At 70.5% G+C, this 26,860-nt stretch carries 27 protein-coding genes; 16 read left to right on the top strand and 11 right to left on the bottom strand.

The window, feature by feature from the left end; all coding sequences use genetic code 11:
* Positions 1–148 precede the first annotated feature (148 nt).
* From OG917_RS11185 to OG917_RS11155, 7 genes are all read left to right on the top strand, one after another.
* Positions 149–1,126 carry a 5-dehydro-4-deoxyglucarate dehydratase gene (locus OG917_RS11185; protein ID WP_328317422.1) on the top strand — a complete coding sequence of 326 codons (978 nt, stop codon included), beginning with the start codon at positions 149–151 and terminating at the stop codon, positions 1,124–1,126.
* Positions 1,123–2,445 (top strand): glucarate dehydratase family protein, encoded by a 1,323-nt coding sequence (locus OG917_RS11180; protein WP_328317421.1) that lies wholly within the window; start codon positions 1,123–1,125, stop codon positions 2,443–2,445. The genes OG917_RS11185 and OG917_RS11180 overlap by 4 nt, the downstream gene beginning before the upstream one ends.
* A gap of 62 nt (positions 2,446–2,507) precedes the next feature.
* Complete coding sequence (locus OG917_RS11175) at positions 2,508–3,596, top strand: carbohydrate kinase family protein (protein ID WP_328317420.1); 1,089 nt, start codon at positions 2,508–2,510, stop codon at positions 3,594–3,596.
* A gap of 132 nt (positions 3,597–3,728) precedes the next feature.
* The gene (locus OG917_RS11170; protein WP_328317419.1) at positions 3,729–5,846 is read left to right on the top strand and encodes a PhoH family protein; all 2,118 of its coding nucleotides are present in this window, start codon (positions 3,729–3,731) and stop codon (positions 5,844–5,846) included.
* 28 nt (positions 5,847–5,874) lie between these two features.
* Positions 5,875–6,372: an rRNA maturation RNase YbeY gene (ybeY, locus tag OG917_RS11165; RefSeq protein WP_328317418.1), complete on the top strand. Its 498-nt coding sequence runs from the start codon at positions 5,875–5,877 to the stop codon at positions 6,370–6,372.
* Entirely contained in the window at positions 6,369–7,661 is a 1,293-nt protein-coding gene (locus OG917_RS11160; protein WP_328317417.1) for a hemolysin family protein, read from the top strand. The genes ybeY and OG917_RS11160 overlap by 4 nt, the downstream gene beginning before the upstream one ends.
* Positions 7,658–8,011: an MmcQ/YjbR family DNA-binding protein gene (locus OG917_RS11155; RefSeq protein WP_328317416.1), complete on the top strand. Its 354-nt coding sequence runs from the start codon at positions 7,658–7,660 to the stop codon at positions 8,009–8,011. The genes OG917_RS11160 and OG917_RS11155 overlap by 4 nt, the downstream gene beginning before the upstream one ends.
* A gap of 72 nt (positions 8,012–8,083) precedes the next feature.
* Here the strand turns inward: OG917_RS11155 and OG917_RS11150 are convergent, their stop codons facing one another.
* Positions 8,084–9,511 carry an MFS transporter gene (locus OG917_RS11150; RefSeq protein ID WP_328317415.1) on the bottom strand — a complete coding sequence of 476 codons (1,428 nt, stop codon included), beginning with the start codon at positions 9,509–9,511 and terminating at the stop codon, positions 8,084–8,086.
* A 175-nt stretch (positions 9,512–9,686) separates the two neighbouring features.
* On the opposite strand from OG917_RS11150, the gene OG917_RS11145 reads away from it, so the two are divergent.
* Both OG917_RS11145 and OG917_RS11140 read left to right on the top strand, forming a co-directional pair.
* Positions 9,687–10,508 carry a helix-turn-helix transcriptional regulator gene (locus OG917_RS11145; protein ID WP_328321810.1) on the top strand — a complete coding sequence of 274 codons (822 nt, stop codon included), beginning with the start codon at positions 9,687–9,689 and terminating at the stop codon, positions 10,506–10,508.
* A 27-nt stretch (positions 10,509–10,535) separates the two neighbouring features.
* On the top strand, positions 10,536–10,949 hold the full coding sequence (locus tag OG917_RS11140) for a cytidine deaminase (protein WP_328317414.1): 414 nt from the start codon (positions 10,536–10,538) through the stop codon (positions 10,947–10,949).
* A 112-nt stretch (positions 10,950–11,061) separates the two neighbouring features.
* On the opposite strand, the gene OG917_RS11135 is transcribed toward OG917_RS11140, so the two are convergent.
* Together OG917_RS11135 and OG917_RS11130 are read right to left on the bottom strand one after the other, a co-directional pair.
* Entirely contained in the window at positions 11,062–11,400 is a 339-nt protein-coding gene (locus OG917_RS11135) for a P-II family nitrogen regulator (RefSeq protein ID WP_328317413.1), read from the bottom strand.
* Positions 11,397–12,728, bottom strand: a complete 1,332-nt coding sequence (locus tag OG917_RS11130) for an ammonium transporter (protein ID WP_328317412.1) — start codon at positions 12,726–12,728, stop codon at positions 11,397–11,399. Before OG917_RS11130 ends, OG917_RS11135 begins: the two co-directional genes overlap by 4 nt.
* Positions 12,729–12,895: 167 nt before the next feature.
* Here OG917_RS11130 and era point away from each other — a divergent pair, with 167 nt between their 5' ends.
* Complete coding sequence (gene era / locus OG917_RS11125) at positions 12,896–13,837, top strand: GTPase Era (protein ID WP_328317411.1); 942 nt, start codon at positions 12,896–12,898, stop codon at positions 13,835–13,837.
* A gap of 90 nt (positions 13,838–13,927) precedes the next feature.
* On the opposite strand, the gene OG917_RS11120 is transcribed toward era, so the two are convergent.
* Positions 13,928–14,194, bottom strand: a complete 267-nt coding sequence (locus tag OG917_RS11120) for a protealysin inhibitor emfourin (RefSeq protein WP_328317410.1) — start codon at positions 14,192–14,194, stop codon at positions 13,928–13,930.
* 16 nt (positions 14,195–14,210) lie between these two features.
* Entirely contained in the window at positions 14,211–15,293 is a 1,083-nt protein-coding gene (locus tag OG917_RS11115) for a M4 family metallopeptidase (protein WP_328321808.1), read from the bottom strand.
* Between the two features lie 303 nt (positions 15,294–15,596).
* Here OG917_RS11115 and leuA point away from each other — a divergent pair, with 303 nt between their 5' ends.
* Together leuA and OG917_RS11105 are read left to right on the top strand one after the other, a co-directional pair.
* Complete coding sequence (leuA, locus tag OG917_RS11110; RefSeq protein WP_328317409.1) at positions 15,597–17,354, top strand: 2-isopropylmalate synthase; 1,758 nt, start codon at positions 15,597–15,599, stop codon at positions 17,352–17,354.
* 302 nt (positions 17,355–17,656) lie between these two features.
* A complete protein-coding gene (locus tag OG917_RS11105) occupies positions 17,657–18,352 on the top strand; it encodes a TerB family tellurite resistance protein (RefSeq protein WP_443058942.1) in 696 nt (231 codons plus the stop codon).
* A 67-nt stretch (positions 18,353–18,419) separates the two neighbouring features.
* On the opposite strand, the gene OG917_RS11100 is transcribed toward OG917_RS11105, so the two are convergent.
* Positions 18,420–19,259 (bottom strand): NAD(P)H-binding protein, encoded by an 840-nt coding sequence (locus tag OG917_RS11100; RefSeq protein WP_328317408.1) that lies wholly within the window; start codon positions 19,257–19,259, stop codon positions 18,420–18,422.
* Complete coding sequence (locus OG917_RS11095) at positions 19,259–19,684, bottom strand: nuclear transport factor 2 family protein (RefSeq protein ID WP_328317407.1); 426 nt, start codon at positions 19,682–19,684, stop codon at positions 19,259–19,261. Before OG917_RS11095 ends, OG917_RS11100 begins: the two co-directional genes overlap by 1 nt.
* Positions 19,685–19,772: 88 nt before the next feature.
* Here OG917_RS11095 and OG917_RS11090 point away from each other — a divergent pair, with 88 nt between their 5' ends.
* From OG917_RS11090 to OG917_RS11080, 3 genes are all read left to right on the top strand, one after another.
* Entirely contained in the window at positions 19,773–20,369 is a 597-nt protein-coding gene (locus OG917_RS11090) for a TetR/AcrR family transcriptional regulator (RefSeq protein ID WP_328317406.1), read from the top strand.
* Between the two features lie 83 nt (positions 20,370–20,452).
* Positions 20,453–21,199 carry a DNA repair protein RecO gene (recO, locus tag OG917_RS11085; protein WP_328317405.1) on the top strand — a complete coding sequence of 249 codons (747 nt, stop codon included), beginning with the start codon at positions 20,453–20,455 and terminating at the stop codon, positions 21,197–21,199.
* 18 nt (positions 21,200–21,217) lie between these two features.
* The gene (locus OG917_RS11080) at positions 21,218–22,030 is read left to right on the top strand and encodes an isoprenyl transferase (protein ID WP_328317404.1); all 813 of its coding nucleotides are present in this window, start codon (positions 21,218–21,220) and stop codon (positions 22,028–22,030) included.
* 48 nt (positions 22,031–22,078) lie between these two features.
* Here the strand turns inward: OG917_RS11080 and OG917_RS11075 are convergent, their stop codons facing one another.
* The 4 genes from OG917_RS11075 to OG917_RS11060 are packed head-to-tail and all read right to left on the bottom strand — an operon-like array spanning position 22,079 to position 25,234.
* Entirely contained in the window at positions 22,079–22,498 is a 420-nt protein-coding gene (locus OG917_RS11075) for a Fur family transcriptional regulator (protein WP_328317403.1), read from the bottom strand.
* Between the two features lie 53 nt (positions 22,499–22,551).
* Positions 22,552–23,445, bottom strand: a complete 894-nt coding sequence (locus OG917_RS11070) for a metal ABC transporter permease (RefSeq protein ID WP_443058941.1) — start codon at positions 23,443–23,445, stop codon at positions 22,552–22,554.
* 2 nt (positions 23,446–23,447) lie between these two features.
* Entirely contained in the window at positions 23,448–24,218 is a 771-nt protein-coding gene (locus tag OG917_RS11065) for a metal ABC transporter ATP-binding protein (RefSeq protein ID WP_443058940.1), read from the bottom strand.
* Between the two features lie 53 nt (positions 24,219–24,271).
* Entirely contained in the window at positions 24,272–25,234 is a 963-nt protein-coding gene (locus tag OG917_RS11060; protein ID WP_328317401.1) for a metal ABC transporter substrate-binding protein, read from the bottom strand.
* A 190-nt stretch (positions 25,235–25,424) separates the two neighbouring features.
* Here OG917_RS11060 and OG917_RS11055 point away from each other — a divergent pair, with 190 nt between their 5' ends.
* Positions 25,425–26,807, top strand: coding sequence for a glycine--tRNA ligase (locus OG917_RS11055; RefSeq protein WP_328317400.1), 1,383 nt, complete (start codon positions 25,425–25,427; stop codon positions 26,805–26,807).
* The last annotated feature ends 53 nt before the right edge of the window (positions 26,808–26,860 follow it).

The raw sequence follows: 26,860 nt of genomic DNA, 5'->3' as shown, positions 1-26,860 counted from the left end.
CCCAGAGCCTAAGGGCTGTCCCCGGCCTCAGGGGGGCAGCCGGAGCCCGGGGCGCCGGTCGGCACCCTTGACGCCTCTTGTTCATGTATCTAGTGTCCATTTCCATGCATGGACACCATCTACATACGGAGACAGGATGGCTGCGGGGATGAACCATACGGGGACGCATACCGGTACCGGCGCTGAACCGGACACGGTGGCCGGGACCGTGGCACGGCTCAGGGACGGCATGGCCCGCGGGGTCCTCTCGTTTCCCCTGACCGCCTTCACCGCGACCGGAGAGCTCGACACCGGCGGCTACCGTGCCCACCTGGAGACCCAGCTGGCCGCCGCACCCGGCGCGGTCTTCCCGGCCTGCGGCACCGGTGAGTTCTTCTCGCTGGACGAGGACGAGTACCGCAGCGTCATCACCGCCACGGTCGAGGCGGCCGCCGGACGGACCCCGGTCGTCGCGGGCATCGGATACGGCTGGGCGCAGGCCGCCAGATTCGCCCGGATCGCCGAGGAGGCCGGGGCCGACGCCGCGCTCGTCCTCCCGCACTACCTCGTGGCCGCCCCGCAGGACGGGCTCGTCGCCCAGCTGGAGCAGATCGCCGCCCGCACCCGGCTGCCCCTCATCGCCTACCAGCGAGGCCAGGTCGCCTTCACCGCCCCGTCACTGCGCCGGATCGCCCGGATCCCCGGCGTCATCGGACTCAAGGACGGCCACAGCGACCTCGACAGGCTCCAGCGGCTGACCCTCGCCGCCCCGGACGGCTTCCTCTTCTTCAACGGCGCATCGACCGCCGAGATCCAGGCCCGCGCCTACGCCACCGTGGGCGTCCCCGCCTACTCCTCCGCCGTCCACGCCTTCGCCCCCGAGATCGCCGGAGCCTTCTTCACCGCCCTGCGCACGGACGACGGGGCCCGGCTGGACGCGCTGCTGCGCGGCTTCTACATCCCGCTGGTGGAGCTCCGCGACCGGGTCCCCGGCTACGCCGTCTCCCTCGTCAAGGCCGCGGCCCGGCTGCGCGGGCACCCCGTCGGCCCGGTACGCGCCCCCCTGACCGACCCCGGCCCCGACGACCTCGCGGCCCTGGACACCCTGCTGACCACCGGACTCGACCTCGTAGGGGCCACCCGATGACCCCGAACCCGGCCGGCCAGGCGTCACGGAGCACGACCATCGCGGAGGTCCGGCTCACCCCGGTACTCATAGCGGACCCGCCGCTGCTCAACGTGCACGGCGTGCACCAGCCGTACACCCCGCGCCTCATCGTCGAGATCGTCACCGAGGACGGAGTCACCGGCGTCGGCGAGACCTACGGCGACACCCGTTACCTGGACATCGCCCGCCCCTACGCCGGACTGCTGCCCGGCCACGCCCTCCACGACCTCAACACCATCGCCGCTCTCGGCCGGCAGGTCGGCGTGGACCGGTCGCAGCTGGCGGGCGCCGTCGACGTGGGCGGACTGCGCGGCGTCCAGACTGCCGACAAACTGCGGCTCTCCGTCTACTCCGCCTTCGAGGTCGCCTGCCTGGACGCCCTGGGCAAGATCCGCGGCCTGCCGGTCCACGCCCTGCTCGGCGGCAAGGTGCGCGACACGGTCGAGTACAGCGCTTACCTCTTCTACCGCTGGGCGGCCCACCCCAACGGTGAGGGAGAGCCCGACACCTGGGGCGAGGCCGTCGACCCGGCGGGCATCGTCGCGCAGGCACGGCGCTTCGCCGACGACTACGGCTTCACCTCCTTCAAGCTGAAGGGCGGGGTCTTCCCGCCCGCCGAGGAGACAGCCGCGGTCCTGGCGCTCGCCGAAGCGTTCCCCGGCCGGCCGCTGCGCCTCGACCCCAACGGCGGCTGGACCCCGGAGACCTCCCTGAAGGTCGCCGCCGAACTCGCGGGCGTACTCGAATACCTGGAGGATCCGGCCGCGGGCACCACCGCCATGGCCGCGGTCTCCGCAGGCACCACCGTCCCGCTCGCCACCAACATGTGCGTCACGACGGTCCCCGAGATCCGCGAGGCGTTCCTCTCCGACGCCGTCCAGGTCGTCCTCTCCGACCACCACTACTGGGGCGGACTGCGCGCCACCCGTGAACTGGCCGCGATCTGCCGCACGTTCGGCGTCGGACTCTCCATGCACTCCAACACCCACCTGGGCATCAGCCTCGCCGCGATGACCCATGTGGCCGCCACCGTCCCCAACCTGGACTACGCCTGCGACAGCCACTACCCGTGGCAGACCGACGACGTGATCACCACCCGGCACGTCTTCCGGGACGGCCGCCTCCCCGTCAGCGACGCGCCCGGCCTCGGAGTCACCCTCGACCGCGACCGGCTCGCCGCCCTCCACCGCCGCTGGCTCGACGACGACGGCACCCTGCGCGACCGCGACGACGCGGCCGCGATGCGCAAGGCCGACGGGTACGAGGACTGGACCAGCCCGGCCCTGCCACGCTGGTAGGGGCAGGACGGCCGGGACATCGTGCAGACTGGCCTGACTGCACGGCAACCGGGGAGCGCAGGGTGGTCCACGACAACAAGAAACTCGACCCTCTGGACGGGCTGCGCGCCCCCCAGGATCCCGCCTGCGACGTCTTCCTCACCGGCACGGTCTTCCTGGACATCATCTTCACCGGACTCGACAGCGCACCGGTGCGCGGTACCGAGTCCTGGGCGCGCGGCATGGGTTCGAGCCCCGGCGGGGTGGCCAACATGGCCACCGCGCTGGCCAGGCTCGGACTGCACACCTCGCTCGCCGCGGCCTTCGGCGACGACCACTACGGCGAGTACTGCTGGGACGCCCTGGAACAGGGCGAGCAGATCGACCTCTCGCGCTCCCACACCGTGTCCGGCTGGCACTCGCCGGTCACCGTCTCCATGGCCTACGAGGGCGAGCGCACCATGGTCTCGCACGGCCACGAGGCGCCGCCGCCCGGCGACAGCTACCCCAACTGCCCGCCGCGCGCCCGCGCCGCCATCGCCTCCCTGCGGCCCGGCAGCCGCGAGGAGTGGGTGCTGCACGCCGCCAGCCGGGGCACGAAGGTCTTCGCCGACGTCGGCTGGGACGACACCGGGCGGTGGGACCTGGCGGGCCTCGCCGACCTGGAGCACTGCGAGGCGTTCCTGCCCAACGCCGAGGAGGCGATGCGCTACACCCGCACCGACTGCCCGCGCGCCGCGGCCCACGCCCTGGCCGACAAGGTCCCGCTGGCCGTCGTCACGCTGGGGGCCGAAGGGGCCTACGCGGTCGACGGATCGACCGGCGAGTCCGCGTCCGTGCCCGCCATCGCCGTCGAGGCGCTCGACCCGACCGGCGCGGGCGATGTCTTTGTCGCGGGCTTCGTCACCGGGACACTGGCGGGCTGGCCGCTCGCCGACCGGCTCGCCTTCGCGGGGCTCACGGCCGCGCTCTCGGTCCAGGAGTTCGGCGGCTCGCTCTCGGCGCCGGGCTGGGCCGAGATCGCCGCCTGGTGGCAGCAGGTGCGCACCTGCGCGGGCCAGGACCCGGCCGCGCTGCGCAGGTACGCCTTCCTGGACGAGCTGCTCCCGGCGGCGGCCCGGTCCTGGCCGCTGCGCAGGGCCGTCCCGACGATCGGCTTCCGCGCCCCGTGAGACCGGCCGTGACAGGGGGCCGTCGAAAAGCCGTGGCGTTGTCGGTCCGGCGTCGTAGGCTTGGGGCTCCGGAGGTTGTCGAGCAGCGATAACCCTGCAACGGGAGGTATGTGCAGGCCCGAGGGCCGGCCCATGACTCAGACACCAACACAGCCGCCGGCGCGCGCCCACATCACGATCCCCGCCGCACACCCCATGGTGATGCTGCTCGGCTCGGGCGACTCGCTGCTGCGCGTGATCGAAGCGGCGTTCCCGGCAGCCGACATCCATGTCCGGGGCAATGAGATCAGTGCCACAGGAGCGGCAGCCGATGTCGCCCTGATCCAGCGCCTGTTCGACGAGATGATTCTGGTGCTCCGCACCGGGCAGCCGATGACGGAGGACGCTGTGGAACGCTCGATCGCCATGCTCCGGGCCAGCGAGAACGGCGGGGGCGAGCCGGGCGGCGAGACGCCGGCCGATGTCCTCACCCAGAACATCCTCTCCAGCCGCGGCCGCACGATCCGGCCGAAGACGCTCAACCAGAAGCGCTACGTCGACGCCATCGACAAGAACACCATCGTCTTCGGGATCGGACCCGCCGGCACCGGCAAGACCTATCTCGCGATGGCCAAAGCGGTCCAGGCCCTCCAGTCCAAGCAGGTCAGCCGGATCATCCTGACCCGCCCCGCCGTCGAGGCGGGGGAGCGGCTCGGCTTCCTCCCGGGCACGCTCTTCGACAAGATCGACCCGTATCTGCGCCCGCTCTACGACGCGCTGCACGACATGCTGGACCCGGACTCGATCCCCCGGCTGATGGCGGCCGGGACGATCGAGGTGGCGCCGCTGGCTTATATGAGGGGCCGGGCGCAGCCGGTCTTCACCAAGGTCCTGACACCGGACGGCTGGCGTCCCATCGGTGACCTCCGCGTCGGTGACCTGGTGACCGGGTCGAACGGTGAACCGACCCCGGTTCTCGGTGTCTATCCGCAGGGCGAGAAGGACGTCTACCGTGTCACGGCTCAGGACGGTGCCTCGACACTCTGCTGCGGAGAGCACCTGTGGACAGTCCGCACCGCCTCCGACCGCCGCCGGGACAAGCCCTGGCGGGTCCTGGAGACCCAGGACATGATCGGCAGCCTCCGCGCCGCACACGCGCGGCGTTACGAGCTGCCGATGCTGACGGCGCCCGTGAGTTTCCCCGAGCGTGAGGTCCCCATGGACCCGTACGCACTGGGTCTGCTGCTGGGCGACGGCTGCCTGACCGGGTCCACCACGCCTTCCTTCGCGACCGGCGATCCTGAACTGGCCACTGCCCTGGAGGCAGCGCTGCCGGGTGTGCGGGTGCGCTGGACGGACCGGGTGAACTACACCCTGAACCGGGTGAAGGACCCAGGCGGCGTCGTCACCCTGGAGAACCCGGTCACCGGGGCGCTCCGCGCCCTCGACCTGCTCGGATCCAGGTCAGGCACGAAATTCGTCCCCGACGAGTACCAGTACAACTCCGCGGAAGTCCGGCTGGCCCTGCTCCAGGGGCTGTTGGACTCGGACGGTGGCCCCGTGACGCAGGACGACAGGACGTGCAGCGTCCAGTACACCACCACGTCGATCCTGCTCCGGGACGATGTTATCGCCCTGGTCCAGTCGCTGGGAGGTGTCGCCTGCACGCGCCGCAGGGCCGCCGCAGGCAGGAAGCCGGGGCGGGCCAACGGCCGCGAAGTCCCCTACTGCCGTGACGCCCATGTCATCGACATCCGGCTCCCCGAAGACATCGAGCCCTTCCGTCTCACCCGCAAGCGCGACACGTACCACGCGGCCGGCCGCGGTGGCCGCCCGATGCGTTTCATCGACAGCATCGAGCCGGCGGGCCGCGAAGAGACGGTCTGTATCCAGGTCGCGGCCGAGGACTCGCTGTACGTCACCCAGGACCATCTGCTGACGCACAACACCCTGAATGACGCCTTCATCATCCTCGACGAGGCGCAGAACACCAGCGCCGAGCAGATGAAGATGTTCCTCACCCGCCTCGGCTTCGACTCGAAGATCGTCGTCACCGGCGACGTCACCCAGGTCGACTTGCCCAGCGGCACCAAGAGCGGGCTGCGCCAGGTGCAGGACATCCTGGAGGGCATCAACGACGTGCACTTCTCCCGGCTCACCACCGAGGATGTCGTCCGGCACAAGCTCGTCGGCCGTATCGTCGACGCGTACGAGAAGTACGACAGCGCGAAACAGGACAACGAGAAGCACGACAGCCGGAAACGGCTGTAGGCACAGACCGAAAGAGTCAGCAGGCCCCATGTCGATCGACGTCAACAACGAGTCCGGAACCGAGGTCGACGAGCAGGCGATCCTCGACATCGCCCGCTACGCCCTCACCCGGATGCGGATCCACCCGCTCTCCGAGCTGTCCGTGATCGTCGTGGACACCGAGGCCATGGAGCAGCTGCACATCCAGTGGATGGACCTGCCGGGTCCCACGGATGTCATGTCCTTCCCGATGGACGAGCTGCGTCCGCCGGCCAAGGACGAGGAGGAGCCCCCGCAGGGGCTCCTCGGTGACATCGTGCTCTGCCCGGAAGTCGCCAAGCAGCAGGGCGAGGACGCCCCGACGCAGCACTCCATGGACGAGGAGCTCCAGCTCCTGACCGTCCACGGGGTGCTGCACCTGCTGGGTTACGACCACGAGGAGCCCGACGAGAAGGCCGAGATGTTCGGTCTCCAGGCCGCGATCGTCGACGGCTGGCGGGCGGAGAAGGGATTCACCGGACCCTCCCCGGCGCCGACCGTCTCATGACCGCGCAGCTGATCGTCGGCGCGGTCGCGCTGGTCGTGGTCGCCTGGCTGGCGGCGTGTGCCGAGACCGGCATCGCCCGCACGTCGAGCTTCCGGGCCGCCGAGGCCGTACGGTCGGGGCGGCGCGGCAGCGAGAAGCTGGCGCAGATCGCCGCTGACCCGACCCGGTACCTCAACGTCGCCCTGCTGGTGCGGGTGGCCTGCGAGATGGCCTCCGGGGTGCTCGTCACCTATGTCTGCCTGCGTGAGCTGTCCGAGACCTGGCAGGCGCTCGCGCTGGCCATCGCCCTGATGGTGCTGGTGAGTTATGTCGCCGTGGGCGTCTCGCCGCGCACCATCGGCCGCCAGCACCCGTTGAACACGGCGACCGCTGCGGCCTATGTGCTGCTGCCGCTCGCCCGCGTGATGGGGCCCGTCCCGCAGCTGCTGATCCTCATCGGCAACGCGCTGACCCCCGGGAAGGGGTTCCGCAAGGGCCCGTTCGCCTCGGAGGCCGAGCTGCGCGCCATGGTCGACCTGGCCGAGCAGGAGTCGCTGATCGAGGACGACGAGCGCCGGATGGTGCACTCCGTCTTCGAGCTGGGTGACACGCTTGTCCGTGAGGTGATGGTCCCGCGCACCGACCTGGTCTGCATCGAACGCTCCAAGACGATTCGCCAGGCCACCACGCTGGCGCTGCGCTCGGGTTTCTCGCGGATCCCGGTGACCGGGGAGAACGAGGACGACATCGTCGGCGTCGTCTACCTCAAGGACCTGGTCAGGAAGACGCACATCAGTCGCGACGCGGAGTCGGACCTGGTCTCCACGGCGATGCGCCCCGCCGTCTTCGTGCCCGACACCAAGAACGCCGGTGATCTCCTCCGCGAGATGCAGCAGGACCGCAACCATGTCGCCGTCGTCATCGACGAGTACGGCGGCACGGCGGGCATCGTCACCATCGAGGACATCCTGGAGGAGATCGTCGGTGAGATCACCGACGAGTACGACCGTGAGCTGCCGCAGGTGGAGGACGTGGGCGAGGGCCGCTTCCGGGTCACCGCCCGTCTCGACATCGACGACCTGGGTGAGCTGTACGGCCTGGACGAGTACGACGACGAGGACGTGGAGACCGTCGGCGGGCTGCTGGCCAAGGCTCTCGGGCGGGTGCCGATCGCGGGCGCTTCCGCCGTCGTCGACCTGCCGGACGGCAGGCGGCTGCGGCTCACCGCCGAGTCCCCGGCGGGCCGCCGGAACAAGATCGTGACAGTGCTGGCCGAACCGGTCGCCGAAGTGGAGGAGGCAGCAGGATGACACCGCAGGAACTCAGGGCGTTCTGCCTGGAATTCAACGCAGCGGCCGAGGAGTTCCCGTTCGGCCCGGAGACCTCGGTGTTCAAGGTGTGCGGCAAGGTCTTCGGCCTGAGCCACCTCGACGGCGACCCGCTGCAGATCTCGCTCAAGTGCGACCCGGACGAAGCGGTCCGGCTGCGCGCCGAGCACGACGCGGTCGTCCCCGGCTGGCATCTCAACAAGCGCCACTGGAACACGGTGACGGTCGGGCCGCTGCCCGACCGCCTGGTCCGTGAGCTCATCGAGGATTCGTACGACCTGGTGGTGGCCGGTCTGCCGAAGGCGGAGCGCCTCCGGCTCGACCGCGCCTGAGCGGAACAGGCCCGGCCTGAGCCTGCCCGGCCGGAGCCGGCCCGTCCGGAACAGTCCCCGTCCGCACCGGGCTCAGGCGGTGCGGACGCGGTCACGGCTGCTCCGCCTGAGCCCGGTCGCCACCAGCGCCGCAGTGACGACGAGTACCGCCGCCGCGATGCCCAGCACGGTCCGCACCCCGGCGAAGAGGTCGGACTGCGTGGTGGCCAGGACCCCCAGCAGCGGGATGCCGACGGTCATGCCGACCTGCTGCGTCGTGGTGACGAGGCCGGTGGCCAGACCCTGTTCGGCGTCCGGGACACCCGAGGTGACGGTCAGTCCGTACGAGACGATCGCGCCCAGGTGCGCCATGCTGGCCACCGAGACGGCGATCGTGGCCAGCCAGACACCCGAGTCGGCGCCCAGTCCCAGCATCGCGGCGATGAACAGGCCCTGGGCGAGCAGCGAACCGGCCAGCACCCGGCGGGCACCGAACCGGCCGATGACCTTCGGGGCCGCCATACCCGCGGCCACCGACGCCAGGCCCTGGACGCCGAAGACCAGCCCGGTCCGGAAGCTGGACAGGTGCAGGACCTCCTGGAGGTACAGGGTCAGGACGAAGACCACCGTCGACATCATCGAGAAGGTGATGAGCCCGCCCAGATTGCCCCAGGCCACGGTGCGCCGCCTCAGCATCGGCAGGGACACCAGCGGAGCCTCCGCACGGGATTCGACGACCACGAAGCCGGCCAGCAGGGCGATGCCCAGCACGAGCGACACCAGGACGTCGGCGTGGCCGAAGCCGCGCTGGGCGGCCGTCGACAGGGCGTAGATCATCGCGAGCAGCCCGCCGGTGACGGTCACCGCTCCGGGTATGTCGAGCCGTGGGCGCTCCGGGTGCCGCGACTCGGTGAGCAGCCCCGGGGCCAGGGCGAGTACGAGCACCGAGGCCCCGCCCAGCAGGCCCATGGTCGAGCGCCAGCCCAGCGTGTCCGTCATGACCCCGCCCAGCACCATGCCGACGGTGAAGCCGAGCGAGAGCAGGGTGCCGCTGATGCCCAGGGCCCGGTCGCGCTGCGGACCCTCGGGGAAGGTGGTGGTCAGCAGGGACATCCCGGTCGGCACGATGACCGCGGCGCCCAGGCCCTGGAGTGCCCGTCCGGTGAGGAACACCTCCTGGTTCCAGGCGAAGGTCGCCACCAGCGAGGCCGAGCCGAAGGTGGCGAGTCCGGTGAGGAACAGCTTGCGCCGGCCGAACAGGTCGGCGATCCGGCCGAAGAGGAGCAGGAAGCCTCCGGAGGGCAGCGCGAACGCGGTGACGGCCCACTGGAGTCCGGCCCGGGTCATGCCGAGGTCGTCGCCGAGCACCGGGAGCGCGACGTTCAGTACGGAGAAGTCGAGGGCCACCATGAACTGGGCCGCGCACAGGACGAGCAGGACGAGCCCGGCCTTGCCGGAGAGGCCGCCAGTGGTGGGCGGGGCGGGAGCCGGGGTGGGCGTGGGTGCGGTATCGATCGCCATGTTCCGAGCTTCGGGCTCCGGGAACAACCGTGGGGAGCGGGTACTTATGCTGGTGGCCGCACCACCAGGCAGCCGGACAGGGGGAGATGGCGTGGCGAGTCCGATCGAGGGCGTGGCGGCCGGGCCGAGGCCCGGCACCAAGGCGCACCGGCTGAGTGAGTTGCGTGAGTTCCTGATGAGCCGGCGGGCCAGGATCACCCCGGCGGACGCGGGGCTGCCCGACGGCGGCGCCAGGCGGCGCACGCCGGGGCTGCGGCGTGAGGAGGTCGCCGTCCTCGCGGGCGTGGGCGTCTCCTGGTACCAGTGGCTTGAGCAGGGCCGGGACATCACGGTGTCGCCGCAGGTCCTGGACTCGGTGGGCCGGGTGCTGAAGCTGAGCAGCACCGAGCGCCGCCATCTGTACGTGCTGGCCGGGCTGAACCCGCCGGCGCCGGAGGTCGATCCGGCCCATGTCGACATGTGCGAGGGCCTGGAACGGCTGATCAACGCCTGGATGCCGTTCCCCGCGCACATCATGGACCAGTACTGGAACACGATCGTCTACAACGACGCGGCGGCGATGACCCTGGCCATGCGGCCAGGTCTCGTGCAGAACTGCCTGCTGGCGTTCTTCACCGACCCTGTCTACCGGGCCCGTACGAAGGGCTGGGAGGCGATCGCGCACCAGGTGGTCGCACAGTTCCGCGCGGCCTGCTCCGAGTGCCCCGACGACGAGGGTTTCCAGGCGGTCGTGGACGAGGCGAAGGAGCGCAGCCCCGAGTTCGCCGAGCTGTGGGCGCGCCGGGACATCGCGCCGGGCGGGCAGATACGCAAGGAGCTGGAACACCCGGTGGTCGGCACCTTGTACGTCGAGTCGACCCAGCTGAGGATTCCGGCCCGGCCGGATCTGGCGATCGTGCTGCACACCCCGCTGCCCGACACGGGGACGGAGGCCAAGCTCCAGTGGCTGGCCTCGCCCGAGGGGCGCAGGGGCTCGATGTACCCGGTCGCCAACTGACCGGTGCGGGCTCCATATGCTCTGCCCATGAGTGACGACGCAGCGAAGAGCGCAGACGGCGGTACGGGTACCGGTACGGGCGGCCCGGTGGCCGGGGGGCCGGTCCCCGGCGCCGAGGACCGCAAGATCATCACGCTGGCGCGCAGTGCGCGGGCCCGCAACGGGGTGCCCGAGGGTGCCGCCGTACGGGACGAGACCGGGCGTACGTATGTCGCGGGCACCGTCGAGCTCGACTCGCTGAAGCTCTCCGCACTGCGGACCGCCGTCGCGATGGCGGTGGCGAGCGGGGCGCGGTCGCTGGAGGCCGCAGCGGTGGTCAGTGCGGCCGCTGAGGTGCCCGGGGAGGACCGCGCCGCGGTGCGGGACCTGGGCGGCCCCGGCACCCCGGTACTGCTGGCGGGCCCGGACGGCACACTGCGGACCACGGTGACGGCGGGCTGACCCGGCACAGTGCCCTCCCGGTCCCGGCCCCGGTGCCGCTGACGGGGCTCGAAGGGCCGGGACCGCCCGGGGCAGCCCCGGGCATGGTCGGCGCAGCCGGTTGCCGGGACGGTCAGAGCGCGTCGGGGCCGCGCTCGTCCGTCCTGACGCGTACGACCGTCTCCACCGGCACGGCCCAGACCTTGCCGTCGCCGATCTTCCCGGTATGGGCCGCCCGCACCACCGCGTCGATGACCGCCTCGCTCTCCTCGTCGCCGACGACCACCTCGATCCGGACCTTCGGGACGAGGTCGACGCGGTACTCGGCGCCCCGGTAGACCTCGGTGTGCCCGCGCTGCCTGCCGTATCCGCTCGCCTCGGTGACCGTCAGGCCGTTGACACCCAGTTCCTGCAGGGCCGTCTTCACGTCGTCGAGCTTGTGCGGCTTCACGACCGCGGTGATCAGTTTCATGGCTTGACCTTCTGCATCACGGAGGCGGAGAGCGGGGCTCCGTGGCCCAGCACGCCGTGATCGTAGGCGCTCTCGGCGTGCACCGTCAGGTCGAGGCCCTGCTGTTCGTGTTCCTCGTCGGCGCGGAAGCCGGTCAGCCGGTCGATGCCCTTTCCGATGCCGTACGTCATGGCGAACGCGTACACCGCCACCACCAGCACCCCCAGGCTCTGCCGGCCCAGCTGGCCGAACCCGCCGCCGTACAGCAGACCCCGGGCGCCGCCCGTCATCCCCGCTGTCGCGAACAGCCCGATCAGCAGCGTCCCCACGATCCCGCCGACCAGGTGCACCCCGACGACATCCAGGGAGTCGTCGTAGTCCAGCCGGAACTTCCAGCCGACCGCGTACGAGCAGAGGACCCCGGCCGCGAGGCCGATGGCCAGTGCCCCGAGCAGGCCGACGACGCCGCAGGAGGGCGTGATCGCGACCAGCCCGGCCACCGCCCCTGACGCGGCGCCCAGCGTGGTCGGGTGGCCGTCCCGCTTCTGTTCGACGAAGAGCCAGCCGAGCAGCCCCGTGCAGCCTGCGGCGAGGGTGTTCAGGAAGGCGGCGGCCGCCAGCCCGCTGGCCCCGAGCGCCGAACCCGCGTTGAAGCCGAACCAGCCGAACCAGAGCAGTCCCGCCCCCATCACCACCATCGGCAGGTTGTGGGGGCGCATCGAGTCCTTCTTGAAGCCGAGCCGCGGGCCCAGCACCAGACAGAGCGCGAGCCCCGAAGCGCCCGAGACGATCTCGACCGGCATACCGCCCGCGAAGTCCAGTGCCTTGAGATCGGTGAGGATCCAGCCACCGGGCCCCCACACCCAGTGCGCGACGGGGACGTATACGAGCAGCGTCCACACCGGGACGAAGAGCAGCCAGGCACCGAACTTCGCCCGGTCCGCGATGGCGCCGCTGACCAGCGCGGCCGTGATGATCGCGAACGTGAGCTGGAAGGTGGCGAAGAGCAGCGTCGGGACGGTGCCGTGCACACTGCCGGGGCCGATGCCGGCCATTCCGGCGTGGCCGAGGCCGCCGATCAGCCCGCCGAACACGTCGGGGCCGAAGGCCAGGGAGTACCCCGCCACCAGCCAGACCACGGTGACGAGCGCGATCGACACGAAGCTCATCATCAGCATGTTCAGCACGCTCTTGGTGCGGACCATGCCGCCGTAGAAGAGCGCGAGGCCGGGCGTCATCAGCAGCACCAGCGCGGTCGCAGCAAGCAGCCAGGCGGTGTCGCCGGTGTCGATTCGGGCGGCCAGGCCGGTCAGCGGTGTCAGTGGTGTCGCAGGCGTCGCGTGCGTCACAGGGGGGTCACCTCTCCGGTTACGTTCCGGTAGACGTTCCCGCTTTTGCGTTTCCACACGACTGCACCCGTGTTTCGTCCGTATTTCGTGTTGCGGGGCGGTTACCGGGAACTCACCGCGGAGCCACCTGGTCGGCGCCCCCCGGACGATCGGGGAGAATGGACGCCATGAGCGTTCACACCCAGTCATCCGAAGCCGCCCACCGGGCCGGCTTCGCCTGCTTCGTCGGCCGCCCCAACGCGGGCAAGTCCACTCTCACGAACGCTCTCGTCGGCAAGAAGGTGGCGATCACCTCCAGCCGGCCGCAGACCACCCGCCACACCGTGCGCGGCATCGTGCACCGCCCCGACGCGCAGCTGATCCTGGTGGACACCCCCGGCCTCCACAAGCCGCGCACCCTGCTGGGCGAGCGGCTCAACGACGTCGTACGGACCACCTGGGCCGAGGTCGACGTCATCGGCTTCTGCGTCCCCGCCGACCAGAAGCTCGGTCCCGGTGACAAGTTCATCGCCAAGGAGCTCGCCGGGATCAAGAAGACCCCGAAGATCGCCGTGGTCACCAAGACCGACCTGGTCGACGGCAAGCAGCTCGCCGAGCAGCTCATCGCCATCGACCAGCTCGCCGTGGAGCTCGGCTTCGAGTGGGCCGAGATCATCCCCGTCTCCGCCGTCGGTGACCAGCAGGTCTCGCTCCTCGCCGACCTGATCGCCCCGCTGCTCCCGCTGAGCCCGCCGCTCTACCCGGAGGGCGACCTCACGGACGAGCCCGAGATGGTGATGGTCGCGGAGCTCATCCGGGAGGCCGCGCTGGAGGGGGTACGGGACGAACTGCCGCACTCCATCGCCGTCGTCGTCGAGGAGATGCTGCCCCGGGAGAACCGCCCCGCCGACAAGCCCCTGCTGGACATCCACGCGAACGTCTACATCGAGCGCCCCAGCCAGAAGGGCATCATCATCGGGCCCAAGGGCGCCCGGCTGAAGGACGTCGGCATGAAGTCGCGCAAGCAGATCGAGGCACTGCTGGGCACGCCGGTCTTCCTGGACCTGCATGTGAAGGTCGCGAAGGACTGGCAGCGGGACCCGAAGCAGCTGCGGAAACTCGGGTTCTGAGCCGCCTGGCCCCCGCGTGAGCGCCGGGCCCCCGCGTGAGCAGGCCCTGAGCGCCGGCTACCGGGCGCCCGGGCCCCGGGGGCCCGTCCGCTACGCCCCTTCCTTCAGCACCCGTGAGATCAGCGAGCGCTGCGCGTCACTGAGCCGCGGGTCCGTGCAGTACACCGTGCGGTCGTCCACCGTGATCCGGTAGTTGAACCCGTCGGGCACTCCGGCGGGCGGCGCGTCGTGGCCCGCCGACACCGCCTGTTCGGCGAGCGCGTGCCACTCGCCGGCGTCGGGCCGGGCAGAGGTGTCCACCTCGGCCCGGCGCTCGATACCGGCGAAGCCTCCCGTGCGCCTTACCTGGATACGCATGGGTCCTGTCTACCCCCTACGAGCCCGTCGGGACACCGACCGTGGACCAGGCCTTGGTCACCGCCTCCTGCTCGTCGCCGCTGCCGTACCGGGAGCGGGCCGCCGCCACGGTCAGCCGGGCGAAGTCGGCGAAGCTCGCGCCGGAGGCCAGCTCGCCGCCGGTCAGGGTGTCGTACCAGATCTGTCCGGCCCGCTCCCACGCCTTGCCGCCGAGGGCGTCCGCCAGCAGGTAGAAGGCGTGGTTGGGGATGCCGGAGTTGAGGTGGACGCCGCCGTTGTCGTCGGTGGTCCTGACGTAGCCCTTCATCGTGGCGGGCTGGGGGTCCTTGCCGAGCACGTCGTCGTCGTACGCGGTGCCCGGGGCCTTCATCGAGCGCAGCGCGACCCCCGAGACCCGCGGCGCGAGGAGTCCCGCACCGATCAGCCAGTCGGCCTGGTCGGCGGTCTGGCCCAGGGCGTACTGCTTGATGAGTGAGCCGAAGACGTCCGAGACCGACTCGTTGAGCGCGCCGGACTGGCCGGAGTACGCCAGGTTCGCGGTGTACTGCGTGACGCCGTGGGTGAGTTCGTGGCCGATGACGTCCACCGGGATGGTGAAGTCGAGGAAGACCTCACCGTCACCGTCGCCGAAGACCATCTGGCTGCCGTCCCAGAAGGCGTTGTTGTACTTCCGGTCGTAGTGGACGCTCGCGTCGAGCGCCAGTCCCCGGCCGTCGATGGAGTACCGCCCGTACGCCTTCAGATACAGCTCGAAGGTGGCCCCGAGGCCCGCGTACGCCCGGTTGACCGTCGCGTCCTTCCCCGGCTCCGCGCCCTCCGCGCGGACCTCGGTGCCGGGCAGCGCGGTGCCGTGCCGGGCGTCGTGGATGGTGCGCTTCGGCTTCTTGTCGGCCGGGTCGTCCGCCGTCCCGTCGGCCCCGCGGACGGTGGCGGCCGTGGCGGTCCTGCGGCGGGTGCGGTGCGAGGTGTCAGCCTCGATGGTGCGCCGGGCCGGCCCGGAGAGCGCCGGGTCGTCGGCGGCGGCCAGCTTGTCGAGGATGTGCGGCGGGACGATCGTGCAGAAGACGGGGCGAGCGGTGGGGCCGGTCGTGTCAGGCATGTCAGTCATCTCTCGAATGTGGCACTGCGTAAGCGAGTTGTCACTGGTTGCGACAGTGATTGACGAGAAAGAGTGACCGGGCACCACCCCGGCGTGGTCGTACGGGAGTCCCGCATACTGATACGGAAGCGGCGTTCCCGGCGCCGCTGGGCTAGGCTGCGGAACATCATGCGTTTCGGGCTGCTTCTCCTTAGCTGCCGCGGCGAGGGCCTGTTGTCGTAGGCCGACCCCCTCCCCGCGGAGTCTGGTGCTGCAGCGGCACAGTCGGCCTTCCCCCGCTGGATCCCGAGGAGCCCCACGCAGATGTCGCACCCCACGCCGATCACCAATGCCAACCGGATGCAGAAGCCGTCCGGCATGCCGGTGCACAAGTACGGCCCGTACGAAGCCGTCGAGATCCCCGACCGCACCTGGCCCGGCAACCGCATCACCCGGGCCCCCCGCTGGCTCTCCACCGATCTGCGCGACGGCAATCAGGCACTGATCGACCCGATGTCGCCGGCCCGCAAGCGCGAGATGTTCGACCTGCTCGTGAAGATGGGCTACAAGGAGATCGAGGTCGGTTTCCCGGCCTCCGGCGAGACCGACTTCAACTTCGTACGCTCGATCATCGAGGAAGAGGGCGCGATCCCCGAGGACGTGACCATCTCCGTCCTGACCCAGGCCCGTGAGGACCTGATCGAGCGCACCGTCGAGTCGCTGCGCGGCGCGCACCGCGCGAGCGTGCACCTGTACAACGCCACCGCGCCGACCTTCCGCAGGGTCGTCTTCCGCGGCTCCAAGGACGACATCAAGCAGATCGCCGTGGACGGCACCCGCCTGGTGATGGAGTACGCCGAGAAGATCCTCGGCCCCGAGACGACCTTCGGCTACCAGTACAGCCCGGAGATCTTCACCGACACCGAGCTGGACTTCGCCCTGGAGGTCTGTGAGGCGGTCATGGACGTCTGGCAGCCCGAGGCCGGACGCGAGATCATCCTCAACCTGCCCGCCACCGTGGAGCGTTCGACGCCGTCCACGCACGCGGACCGCTTCGAGTGGATGTCGCGCCACCTGTCGCGCCGGGCGTACGTCTGCCTGTCGGCGCACCCGCACAACGACCGCGGCACCGCCGTCGCCGCCGCCGAACTGGCCGTCATGGCGGGCGCCGACCGCGTCGAGGGCTGTCTGTTCGGGCAGGGCGAGCGCACCGGCAACGTCGACCTGGTGACGCTGGGTATGAACCTCTTCAGCCAGGGCGTCGACCCGCAGATCGACTTCTCGCAGATCGACGAGGTGCGCCGCACCGCCGAGTACTGCAACCAGATGGAGATCCACCCCCGCCACCCCTACGCGGGCGACCTGGTCTACACGTCCTTCTCCGGCTCCCACCAGGACGCCATCAAGAAGGGCTTCGACGCGATGGAGGCCGACGCCGCCGCACAGGGCAAGACGGTCGACGACATCGAGTGGGCCGTCCCGTACCTGCCGATCGACCCGAAGGACGTCGGCCGCTCGTACGAGGCCGTGATCCGGGTCAACTCGCAGTCCGGCAAGGGCGGTATCGCGTACGTCCTGAAGAACGAGCACAAGCTGGACCTGCCGCGCCGGATGCAGATCGAGTTCTCGAAGATCATCCAGACGAAGACCGATGCCGAGGGCGGCGAGGTCACGCCGAAGGACATCTGGGAGATCTTCCAGGACGAGTACCTGCCCAGCTCCGTCGCGGGCGACACCCGCTGGGGCCGCATCCAGCTGCGTTCCGGCCAGACCACCACGGACACGGACGGCCGGGACACGCTGACCGTCGAGGCCGTCGTGGACGGGGTCGAGACCGCGCTGTCGGGCACCGGAAACGGTCCGATCTCGGCCTTCTTCGCCGCGCTCGCCGAGACCGGTGTGGACGCCAGGCTGCTGGACTATCAGGAGCACACGATGAGCGAGGGCGCGAGCGCGCTGGCCGCCTCGTACATCGAGTGCGCGATCGACGGCCAGGTCATGTGGGGCATCGGGATCGACGCCAACACCACACGGGCCTCGCTGAAGGCGGTCGTCTCCGCGGTCAACCGGGCCGCGCGCTGACCCTGCGCGTCCCCCGCACGACCGGGGCCGTACCCGAGGTGTTCTTACGGGTACGGCCCCGCTTGCGATATTTCGGCCTTCCGGTCCGCGCGGACCCCATTTGACCTCATCGTTTCCCGCTCATAGCGCCACTCGTCCATGGTCGGGACCAAGCCATCTCCTGCCGGGGTGCTGACGTCGCATCATCGATGTGGCTAACATCACGTCCACATGACGGCCCCGTGTCCTCCGGAACAACCGGGGGGCGCGGGCGTGGTGGAGCGCAGCGCAACGGAGCGTTGCCGGTGTTACGGAGGTGAGCCGTGCTGTCGGTCCGTGGACGAAGCGGCAAGAAGTCGATCATCTGGTCCGTCCGCACCTCCTGGGACACGGTCGGCGACGGCGAGTTCTTCTGTGCCGGCTGCGGCGGAGACCGCAACTACCGCCGGCTGACCGGCCACCGCCGCCTCACCGTGCTCGGCCTGCCGCTCCTCTCGCGCGGCAGCACCGGCCCGGTGGTCGAATGCGCCGCGTGCCGGACGCAGTTCTCCACCGACACACTGGACCGCCCCACCACCACCCGCTTCTCGGCGATGCTCCGTGACGCCGTCCACACGGTGACGCTGGCGGTGCTCACCGCGGGCGGTACCAGGTCGCACGCGGTGGTCGAGACGGCTGTCTCCACCGTCCGGGCCGCCGGCTTCGACGAGTGCACCGAGGAGCAACTGACCGCCCTGGTCGACGCGCTCGCCGCGGACACCGGCCGCTTCGTCACGGACGCAGAGCCGTGCGGGGCCGCGCTCACCATCGAGCTGCACGAATCGCTCCAGCCGCTGGCGCCGCACCTCGCCCCGGTGGGCCGGGAGTCGATCCTGCTCCAGGGCGCCCGGATCGCCCTCGCGGACGGCCCGTACAGCCCGGCGGAGCGCGATGTGCTCGCGACGGTCGGCGGTGCACTCCAGCTCTGCACCGAGGACACGGCCCGGCTGCTGACGGCAGCGGCGCGGACGCCCTCCTGAGCGATTGCCCGCCGGGCGGGTGCCTCCCCCGGGGCGGCAGCCTCCCGGGGCCGCGACCGCACCCGCGTCAGGTGATCTCGTGCTCCGCGAACGTGCGGAAGTCGCGGGGCGGGCGGCCGGTGAGCCGCTGGACGGTGTCGGTGGTGCGGTCCTCGGCTCCGCCGGCGATGGCGAGGTCCAGGCCGGCGAGCAGTGCGGCGAAACCGGCGGGCATGGAGGCGGCCAGCCGTTCCCGCACCTGGTCGTGGCTCAGTCGGCGGTGAGTGACGGTCCGGCCGGTGATCTCCGTGAGGAGCGCGGCGACCTCCCCGTGGTCCAGCGCCTCGGGACCGGTGATGACCAGGTCGGTGTCCGGTGCCTCCGCGTCGGTCAGCGCGTGTACGGCGACGGCGGCGATGTCGTCCGCGTCCACGAACGCGACGCGGCCGTCACCCGTTGCGGTCTCGATGGTCCCGCGGTCCCGGATGGTCCGTGCGTGGTGGTGCCCGCCGGTGAAGTTCTGCATGAACCAGGAGGGCCGCAGCACGGCCCATTCGCCGAACAGTCCGGGCAGGGCCCGGTGCACCTGCCCGGCGGCCGGGCCGCCGGCGGGGATCGCGGATGAGCTGAGCAGCACCGCGCGGCGCACGCCCGCCGCACGGGCCTGCCGCAGGAAGGGCACCATCACGGCTTCCGGCTCCGGCGCGCCCGGCGGGGGGACCAGGTAGACCCGGTCGGTGCCTGCCAGGGCTTCGCCGAACGTCGACGGATCCTCCCAGTCGAAGCGGACGGCCTCGGCGCCGTCCACGGCGGGGGCGCGGCGGCCGGCCGCCCTGACCCGGTGGCCCCCCGCCACGAGCCCGGCGGTGACACGGCTGCCGGTGGTGCCGGTCGCGCCGATGACGAGGGTGGTGCCCGAAGCGGCCATCAGTTGCTCCCGGTGAAGTCGGCCGACGCGTCCCGCAGGACGGTGAGCGGGTTCCAGTAGTCGCGGTAGTGGGTGATGAGCCCGTTGTCGAAGGTCACCACGGCGATATAGGTCATGTCGAAGGGATTGCCGGTCCGCACCAGCCGCCCCACCCCGCGCATCTCGACCACGATGGTCCGCGGGGCGGTGGTCCGGTGGATCTCGACGGAGGGGAAGTCGTGGAGGTCGATGTGGCCGGGGTAGTCGCGCAGGTAGCCGGCGACCGCCGCCTTGCCCTCCAGCCGCTCGGGCCAGCCGTCGGGTGCGAACGGGAACTCGAGGACGCCGTTCTCGTCCCAGAGGTCCACCCAGCCGTCGATGTCCTTCTCCAGCAGCAGTCGCAGGCCGTGGCGGTACAGGTCCGCCGGTGCCGTGTCCGTGGTCATGGGTGCTCCGTCCCGTAAGATACGGACCCTGGGTCCGTTTCAATGGACGATACGGACCCAGGGTCCGCTTTGCAACTGGAGGTATCGCATGTCCGAGCGCAAACCACGCAAGGACGCGGCCCGCAACCGTGCGGCCGTCTTCGCCGCTGCCGATGATCTCTTCGCTCGCTGCGAGAGCCCCGAGGCCGTCACGATGGCCGACATCGCGGCGGCGGCCGGCGTGGGCAAGGCGACGCTCTTCCGTGCCTTCGGTGACCGGACCGGCCTGATCCGCGCGCTGTACGAGGCGCGGCTCGCCCCGGTCAGGAGCGCGGCCGGGGAGGGCCCGTCACCTCTGGGCCCCGCGGCTCCGCCGCTGCTGCGCGTGCCGGCCCTGCTCGACGCCATGCTCTGCTTCAAACTCGACAACCGTCACCTCGCGCTCGCCCTGGAGGGTGTGGCCGGCGACTCCGGCCCCTACCGGGCGGAGCACTACGCGTGGTGGCACGGTCTGCTCCGTGACGCGCTGGAGGGTATCCCCGGCCTCGCCGACCCCGGTTACACCGCGCACGCGTTGCTGGCCGCCACCCGCGCCGACCTCGTGGAACACCTCGTCGGCGAGGAGCGGACGGGGCGTGAGCAGCTGCGGGCGCAGCTGGCCGCCCACACCGCCCGGGTGATCGGGTCCGGTACCCCGCGGGGCTGAACGCGGGAGAGCCCCCGGGCGCCCGCCCCGTGATCCGGGGCTCCCTGCGAACCGGACCCGCCGCGTGCGGGACAATGGGCGCCATGAGTCTTTTCCGTGACGACGGCGTCGTCCTGCGGACTCAGAAGCTGGGTGAGGCCGACCGCATCATCACGCTGCTGACCCGGGGCCACGGGCGGGTGCGCGCCGTCGCCCGGGGTGTACGGCGTACGAAGTCCAAATTCGGGGCACGGCTCGAACCGTTCTCCCATGTCGATGTGCAGTTCTTCGCGCGCGGCAGCGAACTGATCGGGCGCGGGCTCCCCCTGTGCACCCAGAGTGAGACCATCGCTCCGTACGGCGGCGGGATCGTCAGTGACTACGCCCGCTACACGGCGGGCACGGCCATGCTGGAGACGGCGGAACGCTTCACCGACAACGAGGGTGAGCCGTCCGTCCAGCAGTATCTGCTGCTCGTGGGCGGGCTGCGTACCCTCGCCCGCGGTGAGCACGCCCCGCATCTGATCCTCGACGCGTTCCTGCTGCGCTCGCTCGCGGTCAACGGCTACGCGCCCAGCTTCGACGACTGCGCGAAGTGCGGGCTGGAGGGACCGAACCGGTTCTTCTCCGTGGCGGGCGGCGGTGTGGTGTGCGGCGACTGCCGGGTGCCGGGCAGCGTCGTACCCTCTGCGGAGGCCGTCGGGCTGCTCAGCGCACTGCTGACGGGGGACTGGACGACGGCCGACGCGGCCGAGCCGCGGCACGTCAGGGAGGGCAGCGGGCTGGTATCGGCCTATCTGCACTGGCACTTGGAGCGCGGGCTGCGCTCGTTGCGGTACGTAGAGAAGTAGTGAGAGGGAGACGAGCACATGGCACGACGCGGGATTCTGGGGCGTCACAAGCACGAGTACAAGACCCCCGAACTGCACTCGTCGGGCGCCCGCCCGCCGAAGATCCCCGGCGAACTGGTGCCCGACCACGTGGCGATCGTCATGGACGGCAACGGCCGCTGGGCCAAGGACCGCGGGCTGCCGCGCACCGAGGGCCACAAGGTCGGCGAGGCCACCGTGCTCGAAGTTCTCAACGGCTGCATCGAGATGGGTGTCAAGAACCTCTCGCTGTACGCCTTCTCGACCGAGAACTGGAAGCGCTCGCCCGACGAGGTGCGGTTCCTGATGAACTTCAACCGCGATGTCATCCGGCGGCGCCGGGACGAGATGGACGAGCTCGGGATCCGGATCCGCTGGGTCGGCCGGATGCCCAAGCTGTGGAAGTCGGTCGTCGAGGAGCTCCAGGTCGCGCAGGAGCAGACCAAGGACAACGACCGGATGACGCTGTACTTCTGCGTCAACTACGGCGGGCGCGCGGAGATCGCCGACGCGGCGCAGGCCATCGCCCGTGATGTGGCGGCCGGCAAGCTGGACCCGGCGAAGGTCAATGAGAAGACCTTCGCGAAGTACATGTACTACCCGGACATGCCGGACGTGGATCTCTTCCTGCGTCCCAGCGGCGAGCAGCGCACGTCCAACTACCTGATCTGGCAGAGTGCGTACGCCGAGATGGTCTTCCAGGACGTCCTCTGGCCGGACTTCGACCGCCGTGACCTGTGGCGTGCCTGCCTCGAATTCGCCCAGCGGGACCGCCGGTTCGGTGGAGCGATCGAGGAGACGACGACCGCCTGAGCCCCGGGAAGCGCCGAGAGCGGCCCGGGGGCGCGCCCCCGGGCCGGTTCAGCTCTCCGCGGCCGGTCCCGCGCACTCCGCGCAGGTCCCGAAGACCTCGACCGTGTGCGCCACGTTCACATATCCGTGCTGCACCGCGATCGACTCCGCCCACTTCTCCACCGCGGGCCCCTCCACCTCGACGGCCTTGCCGCAGGTGCGGCAGACCAGATGGTGGTGGTGCTCACCGGTGGAGCAGCGCCGGTAGACCGACTCGCCGTCGCCGGTGCGCAGCACATCGACCTCGCCCGCTTCGGCCAGCGACTGGAGCGTCCGGTAGACGGTGGTCAGGCCGACCGAGTCGCCCCGGTGCTTGAGCACGTCGTGCAGCTCCTGGGCACTGCGGAACTCGTCCACCTCGTCGAGCGCCGCAGCCACCGCGGCCCGCTGCCGGGTCGACCGGCCTCGTACTGGTGCTCCCGCAGCCACAGGTGCCTCCTCGCCGTCGCCCGCCCGTGTGTCGGGCCATTGTGCCAGCTCCGTCAGGTCCTGGCGGATTCCGCCGGCCGCCGCGCCGCCGGGACCCCGGCGCCGCACTCGGCCCCGGTCGCCTCCGCGGCGCGTGCACGCCGTTTCGCCAGGGGGGCGGCGAGTGCGGTCAGCGCGACGAAGACCGCGATGGCCAGCAGGACAATTGTCGCTCCCGGCGGGACGTCCTGGTAGTAGGACGTGATGGTGCCGGACAGCGTCACCGCCGTGCCGATCACCACGGCCAGCGTGAAGGTGACAGCGAACGACTTCGTCAGCTGCTGCGCCGCCGCCACCGGAACCACCATCAGCGCGCTCACCAGGAGCAGCCCCACCACCCGCATGGCGACGGTGACGGTGACGGCCGCGGTGACCGCGATGAGCAGGTTCAGCGCCCGTACCGGCAGCCCCGTGACCCGGGCGAACTCCTCGTCCTGGCTGACCGCGAAGAGCTGCCTGCGCAGCCCGAGCGTCACCAGGATCACGAAAGCGGCCAGGACACAGATGGCGGTGACGTCGCTCTGCGAGACCGTGGCGAGCGAGCCGAAGAGGTACGACGAGAGATTGGCGTTCGAGCCGGTGGGGGAGAGGTTGATCAGCAGCACCCCGCCCGACATGCCGCCGTAGAAGAGCATCGCCAGCGCGACGTCGCCGCGCATGCGGCCGTAACTGCGGATCAGCTCCATCGACACGGCGCCGACGACCGAGACCAGCGTCGCCATCCAGACAGGGCTGGAGTCGAGCAGGAAGCCGAGGCCGACCCCGGTCATTGCGATGTGGCCGATTCCGTCGCCCATCAGGGCCTGGCGGCGCTGGACGAGGTAGATACCGATGGCGGGGGCGGTGATGCCGACCAGGACCGCGGCGAGCAAGGCCCGCTGCATCAGGGGGCTCTGGAGAAGTTCCATGATCAGCTCAGCAGTCCTGTCCTGGCCGGCTCGGCCGCCGCATGCGGATGTACGTGGTCGTGGCCGGGCAGGGCGTGCTGGCCCAGGGCCTCGGGCGGGGGGCCGTCGTGGGTGACACAGCCGTCCCGCAGGACGACGGCGCGGTCGATCAGCGGCTCCAGGGGCCCCAGCTCGTGCAGGACCAGCAGCACCGTCGTCCGCGCCGCGACCTGCTCGCGCAGGGTCGAGGCGAGGATCTCCTGGCTGGCCAGGTCGACCCCGGCCATCGGCTCGTCCATGATCAGCAGTTCGGGCTCGGAGGCCAGCGCCCTGGCGATCAGCACCCGCTGGTGCTGACCACCGGAGAGCGCGCCCACGGAGTCGCCCGCACGGTCGCCGAGCCCCACCAGGTCGATGGCGCGCGAGACGGCCGCCCGGTCGGCCTTCGACGGCCACCGCAGCTTCGTACGGGCGAGGCGGCCGGACGAGACGATCTCGCGCACCGTCGCGGGCACCCCGCCCGCCGCTGTGGTGCGCTGCGGCACGTATCCGATGCGCGCCCACTGCCTGAACCGGCCCAGCGGGGTGCCGAAGAGCTCGATCGAGCCGCCGGTGAGGGGGACCTGTCCGATCACCGCGCGTACGGCGGTCGACTTGCCGGAACCGTTGGCGCCGAGCAGGGCGACGACCTCGCCCCTGCCCACGCGCAGATCGATGCCGCGCAGCACGGGGCGGGCGCCGAGCGCGGCGGTGGCGCCGCGCACCGAGATGACGGGTTCGTGTTCCATGTCCATGGCGCGGGCCTCCGGTGTGGTCGCAGATGGGTACGGGCCTGTGCGGGGAGTGGTCACCTCGCGCCGAGCGCCTTCTGGAGCGCGGTGAGGTTGGACTGCATGACCTGGAGGTAGTCGCGGCCCCTGGACTTGTCCGTGATCCCCTCCAGGGGGTCCAGCACGCCGGTCCTGACGTGCAGGTCGCCTGCGAGGGTCCTGGCGGTGTCCGGGTTCGCGATGGTCTCGAAGAAGACCGTGGAGACGTGGTGCTTCGCGGCCAGGCTGTGCAGGTCCTTCATGCGCGAGACGCTGGGCTCGCTCTCCGGGTCGATCCCGCTGATGGCCTCCTCGGTGAGGCCGTACCGCTCGGCGAGGTAGCCGAAGGCGGCGTGTGTCGTGACGAAGGTGTCGGACGTGCGGTCCTTCAGCCCGTCCGCGTACTGCCTGTCGAGCGCGTCGAGCTTCTTGACCAGGGCGTCGGTGTTCCTGCGGTAGTCGGCCTTGTGCGCCGGGTCAGCTGCGGCGAGTGTCCTGTCCACCCCCCTGGCCACCTGGGCGTAGCGCACCGGGTCGAGCCAGATGTGCGGGTCGAGTCCCGCTTCGCTCTGCGAGTGGGAGGCGTTGTCACCGGTCGTGTGGTGGTGGCCGTCGACCTCGGTGCCGTGCTTTTCGAGCGTGGTCATCGCGGCGGCGTCCGCGACGTGCTTCACACCGGACTGCTTGATCGCCTCGTCCACGGCGGGCTGGAGGCCCTTGAGGTAGATGATCGCGTCCTCGCCGGAGAGGGCGACGGTCTGCTTCGGGCTGAGTTCGAGATCGTGCGGCTCGACACCGGGCTTCGTCAGGTTGGTGACGGAGACATGGTCGCCGCCTATCTCCTGGGTCAGGTACTGGAGCGGATAGAACGACGCCACGACGTGCAGCTTGCCGTCCTTGTGGTCCGCGGTGGCGGAGCCGGAGCAGGCGGAGAGGGCGACCAGGGCGGCGGCGACCGCTGCGGAGACGGCTGTGGCGGGTATGAGGCGTCGTACGTTCATGACAGTCATTTTCAACAAAAGTGGAAACGATTGTCAACAAGCGCTCCGGAGGGCTCCGGCGGGAGGGGGGTACGGGGGGCATCTCCGCCCGATCCCGGCAGGAACCGGGAACCGATTTGATCCGGGGGGTGCAGCCGCCGGTAACCTGAGGCATTCCGCTGTTCGCAATCGTCGTAATGAAGAGAGCACCGTGGCCGCCGACAAGATCGACACCATCGTCAGCCTGAGCAAGCGCCGTGGCTTCGTCTACCCCTCCAGTGAGATCTACGGTGGTCAGCGTGCCGCCTGGGACTACGGGCCGCTGGGTGTCGAGCTGAAGGAGAACCTCAAGCGCCAGTGGTGGCGTTACATGGTCACCGCGCGCGAGGACGTGGTCGGTCTCGACTCGTCGGTCATCCTGGCCTCCGAGACCTGGGAGGCGTCCGGCCACGTCGCGACCTTCTCCGACCCGCTGACCGAATGCACCTCCTGCCACAAGCGGTTCCGCGCGGACCACCTGGAGGAGGCGTACGAGGAGAAGCACGGCCACGCCCCCGCGAACGGCCTGGCCGACCTGAACTGCCCCAACTGCGGCAACAAGGGCACGTTCACCGAGCCGAAGAACTTCTCGGGCCTGCTCTCCACCCACCTCGGCCCGACGCAGGACAGCGGCTCCGTCGCCTACCTGCGCCCCGAGACGGCCCAGGGCATCTTCACCAACTTCGGCCAGGTGCAGCAGACTTCGCGCAAGAAGCCGCCGTTCGGCATCGCGCAGATGGGCAAGTCCTTCCGGAACGAGATCACTCCGGGCAACTTCATCTTCCGCACCCGCGAGTTCGAGCAGATGGAGATGGAGTTCTTCGTCAAGCCGGGCGAGGACGAGCAGTGGCAGGAATACTGGATGGAGCAGCGCTGGAACTGGTACCGCGACCTCGGTATGCGCGAGGAGAACATGCGCTGGTACGAGCACCCCAAGGAGAAGCTCTCCCACTACTCGAAGCGCACCGCCGACATCGAGTACCGCTTCCGCTTCGGCGGCAGTGAGTGGGGCGAGCTCGAAGGCGTCGCCAACCGCACCGACTACGACCTGGGCGCCCACTCCAAGGCATCGGGCACCGACCTCTCCTACTTCGACCAGGAGAAGGGCGAGCGCTGGACGCCGTACGTCATCGAGCCCGCGGCGGGCGTCGGCCGGGCGATGCTGGCCTTCATGCTCGACGCGTACATCGAGGACGAGGCGCCCAACGCCAAGGGCGTCATGGAGAAGCGCACCGTGATGCGCCTCGACCCGCGCCTCGCGCCGGTCAAGGTCGCCGTCCTGCCGCTCTCCCGCAACCCGCAGCTCTCGCCGAAGGCCAAGGGCCTGGCGACCGACCTGCGCCGCAACTGGAACATCGAGTTCGACGATGCGGGCGCCATCGGCCGCCGCTACCGCCGTCAGGACGAGATCGGTACGCCGTTCTGTGTCACGGTCGACTTCGACACGCTCGACGACAACGCCGTGACGGTCCGCGAGCGCGACACGATGAAGCAGGAGCGGGTCTCGCTGGACCAGATCCAGTCGTACCTCGGCGGCCGTCTGCTGGGCTGCTGACCCGGCGCGACACCTGTATGACCGAGGGCCCCGGTCCCGCTTCGGCGGGGGCG

This window comes from Streptomyces sp. NBC_00388, from assembly GCF_036061255.1.
In the GTDB taxonomy this organism is placed as follows: Bacteria; Actinomycetota; Actinomycetes; order Streptomycetales; family Streptomycetaceae; genus Streptomyces.
The sequence above is the reverse complement of the archived record's forward strand: the minus strand, read 5'-3'. Positions and strand labels throughout refer to the sequence as shown.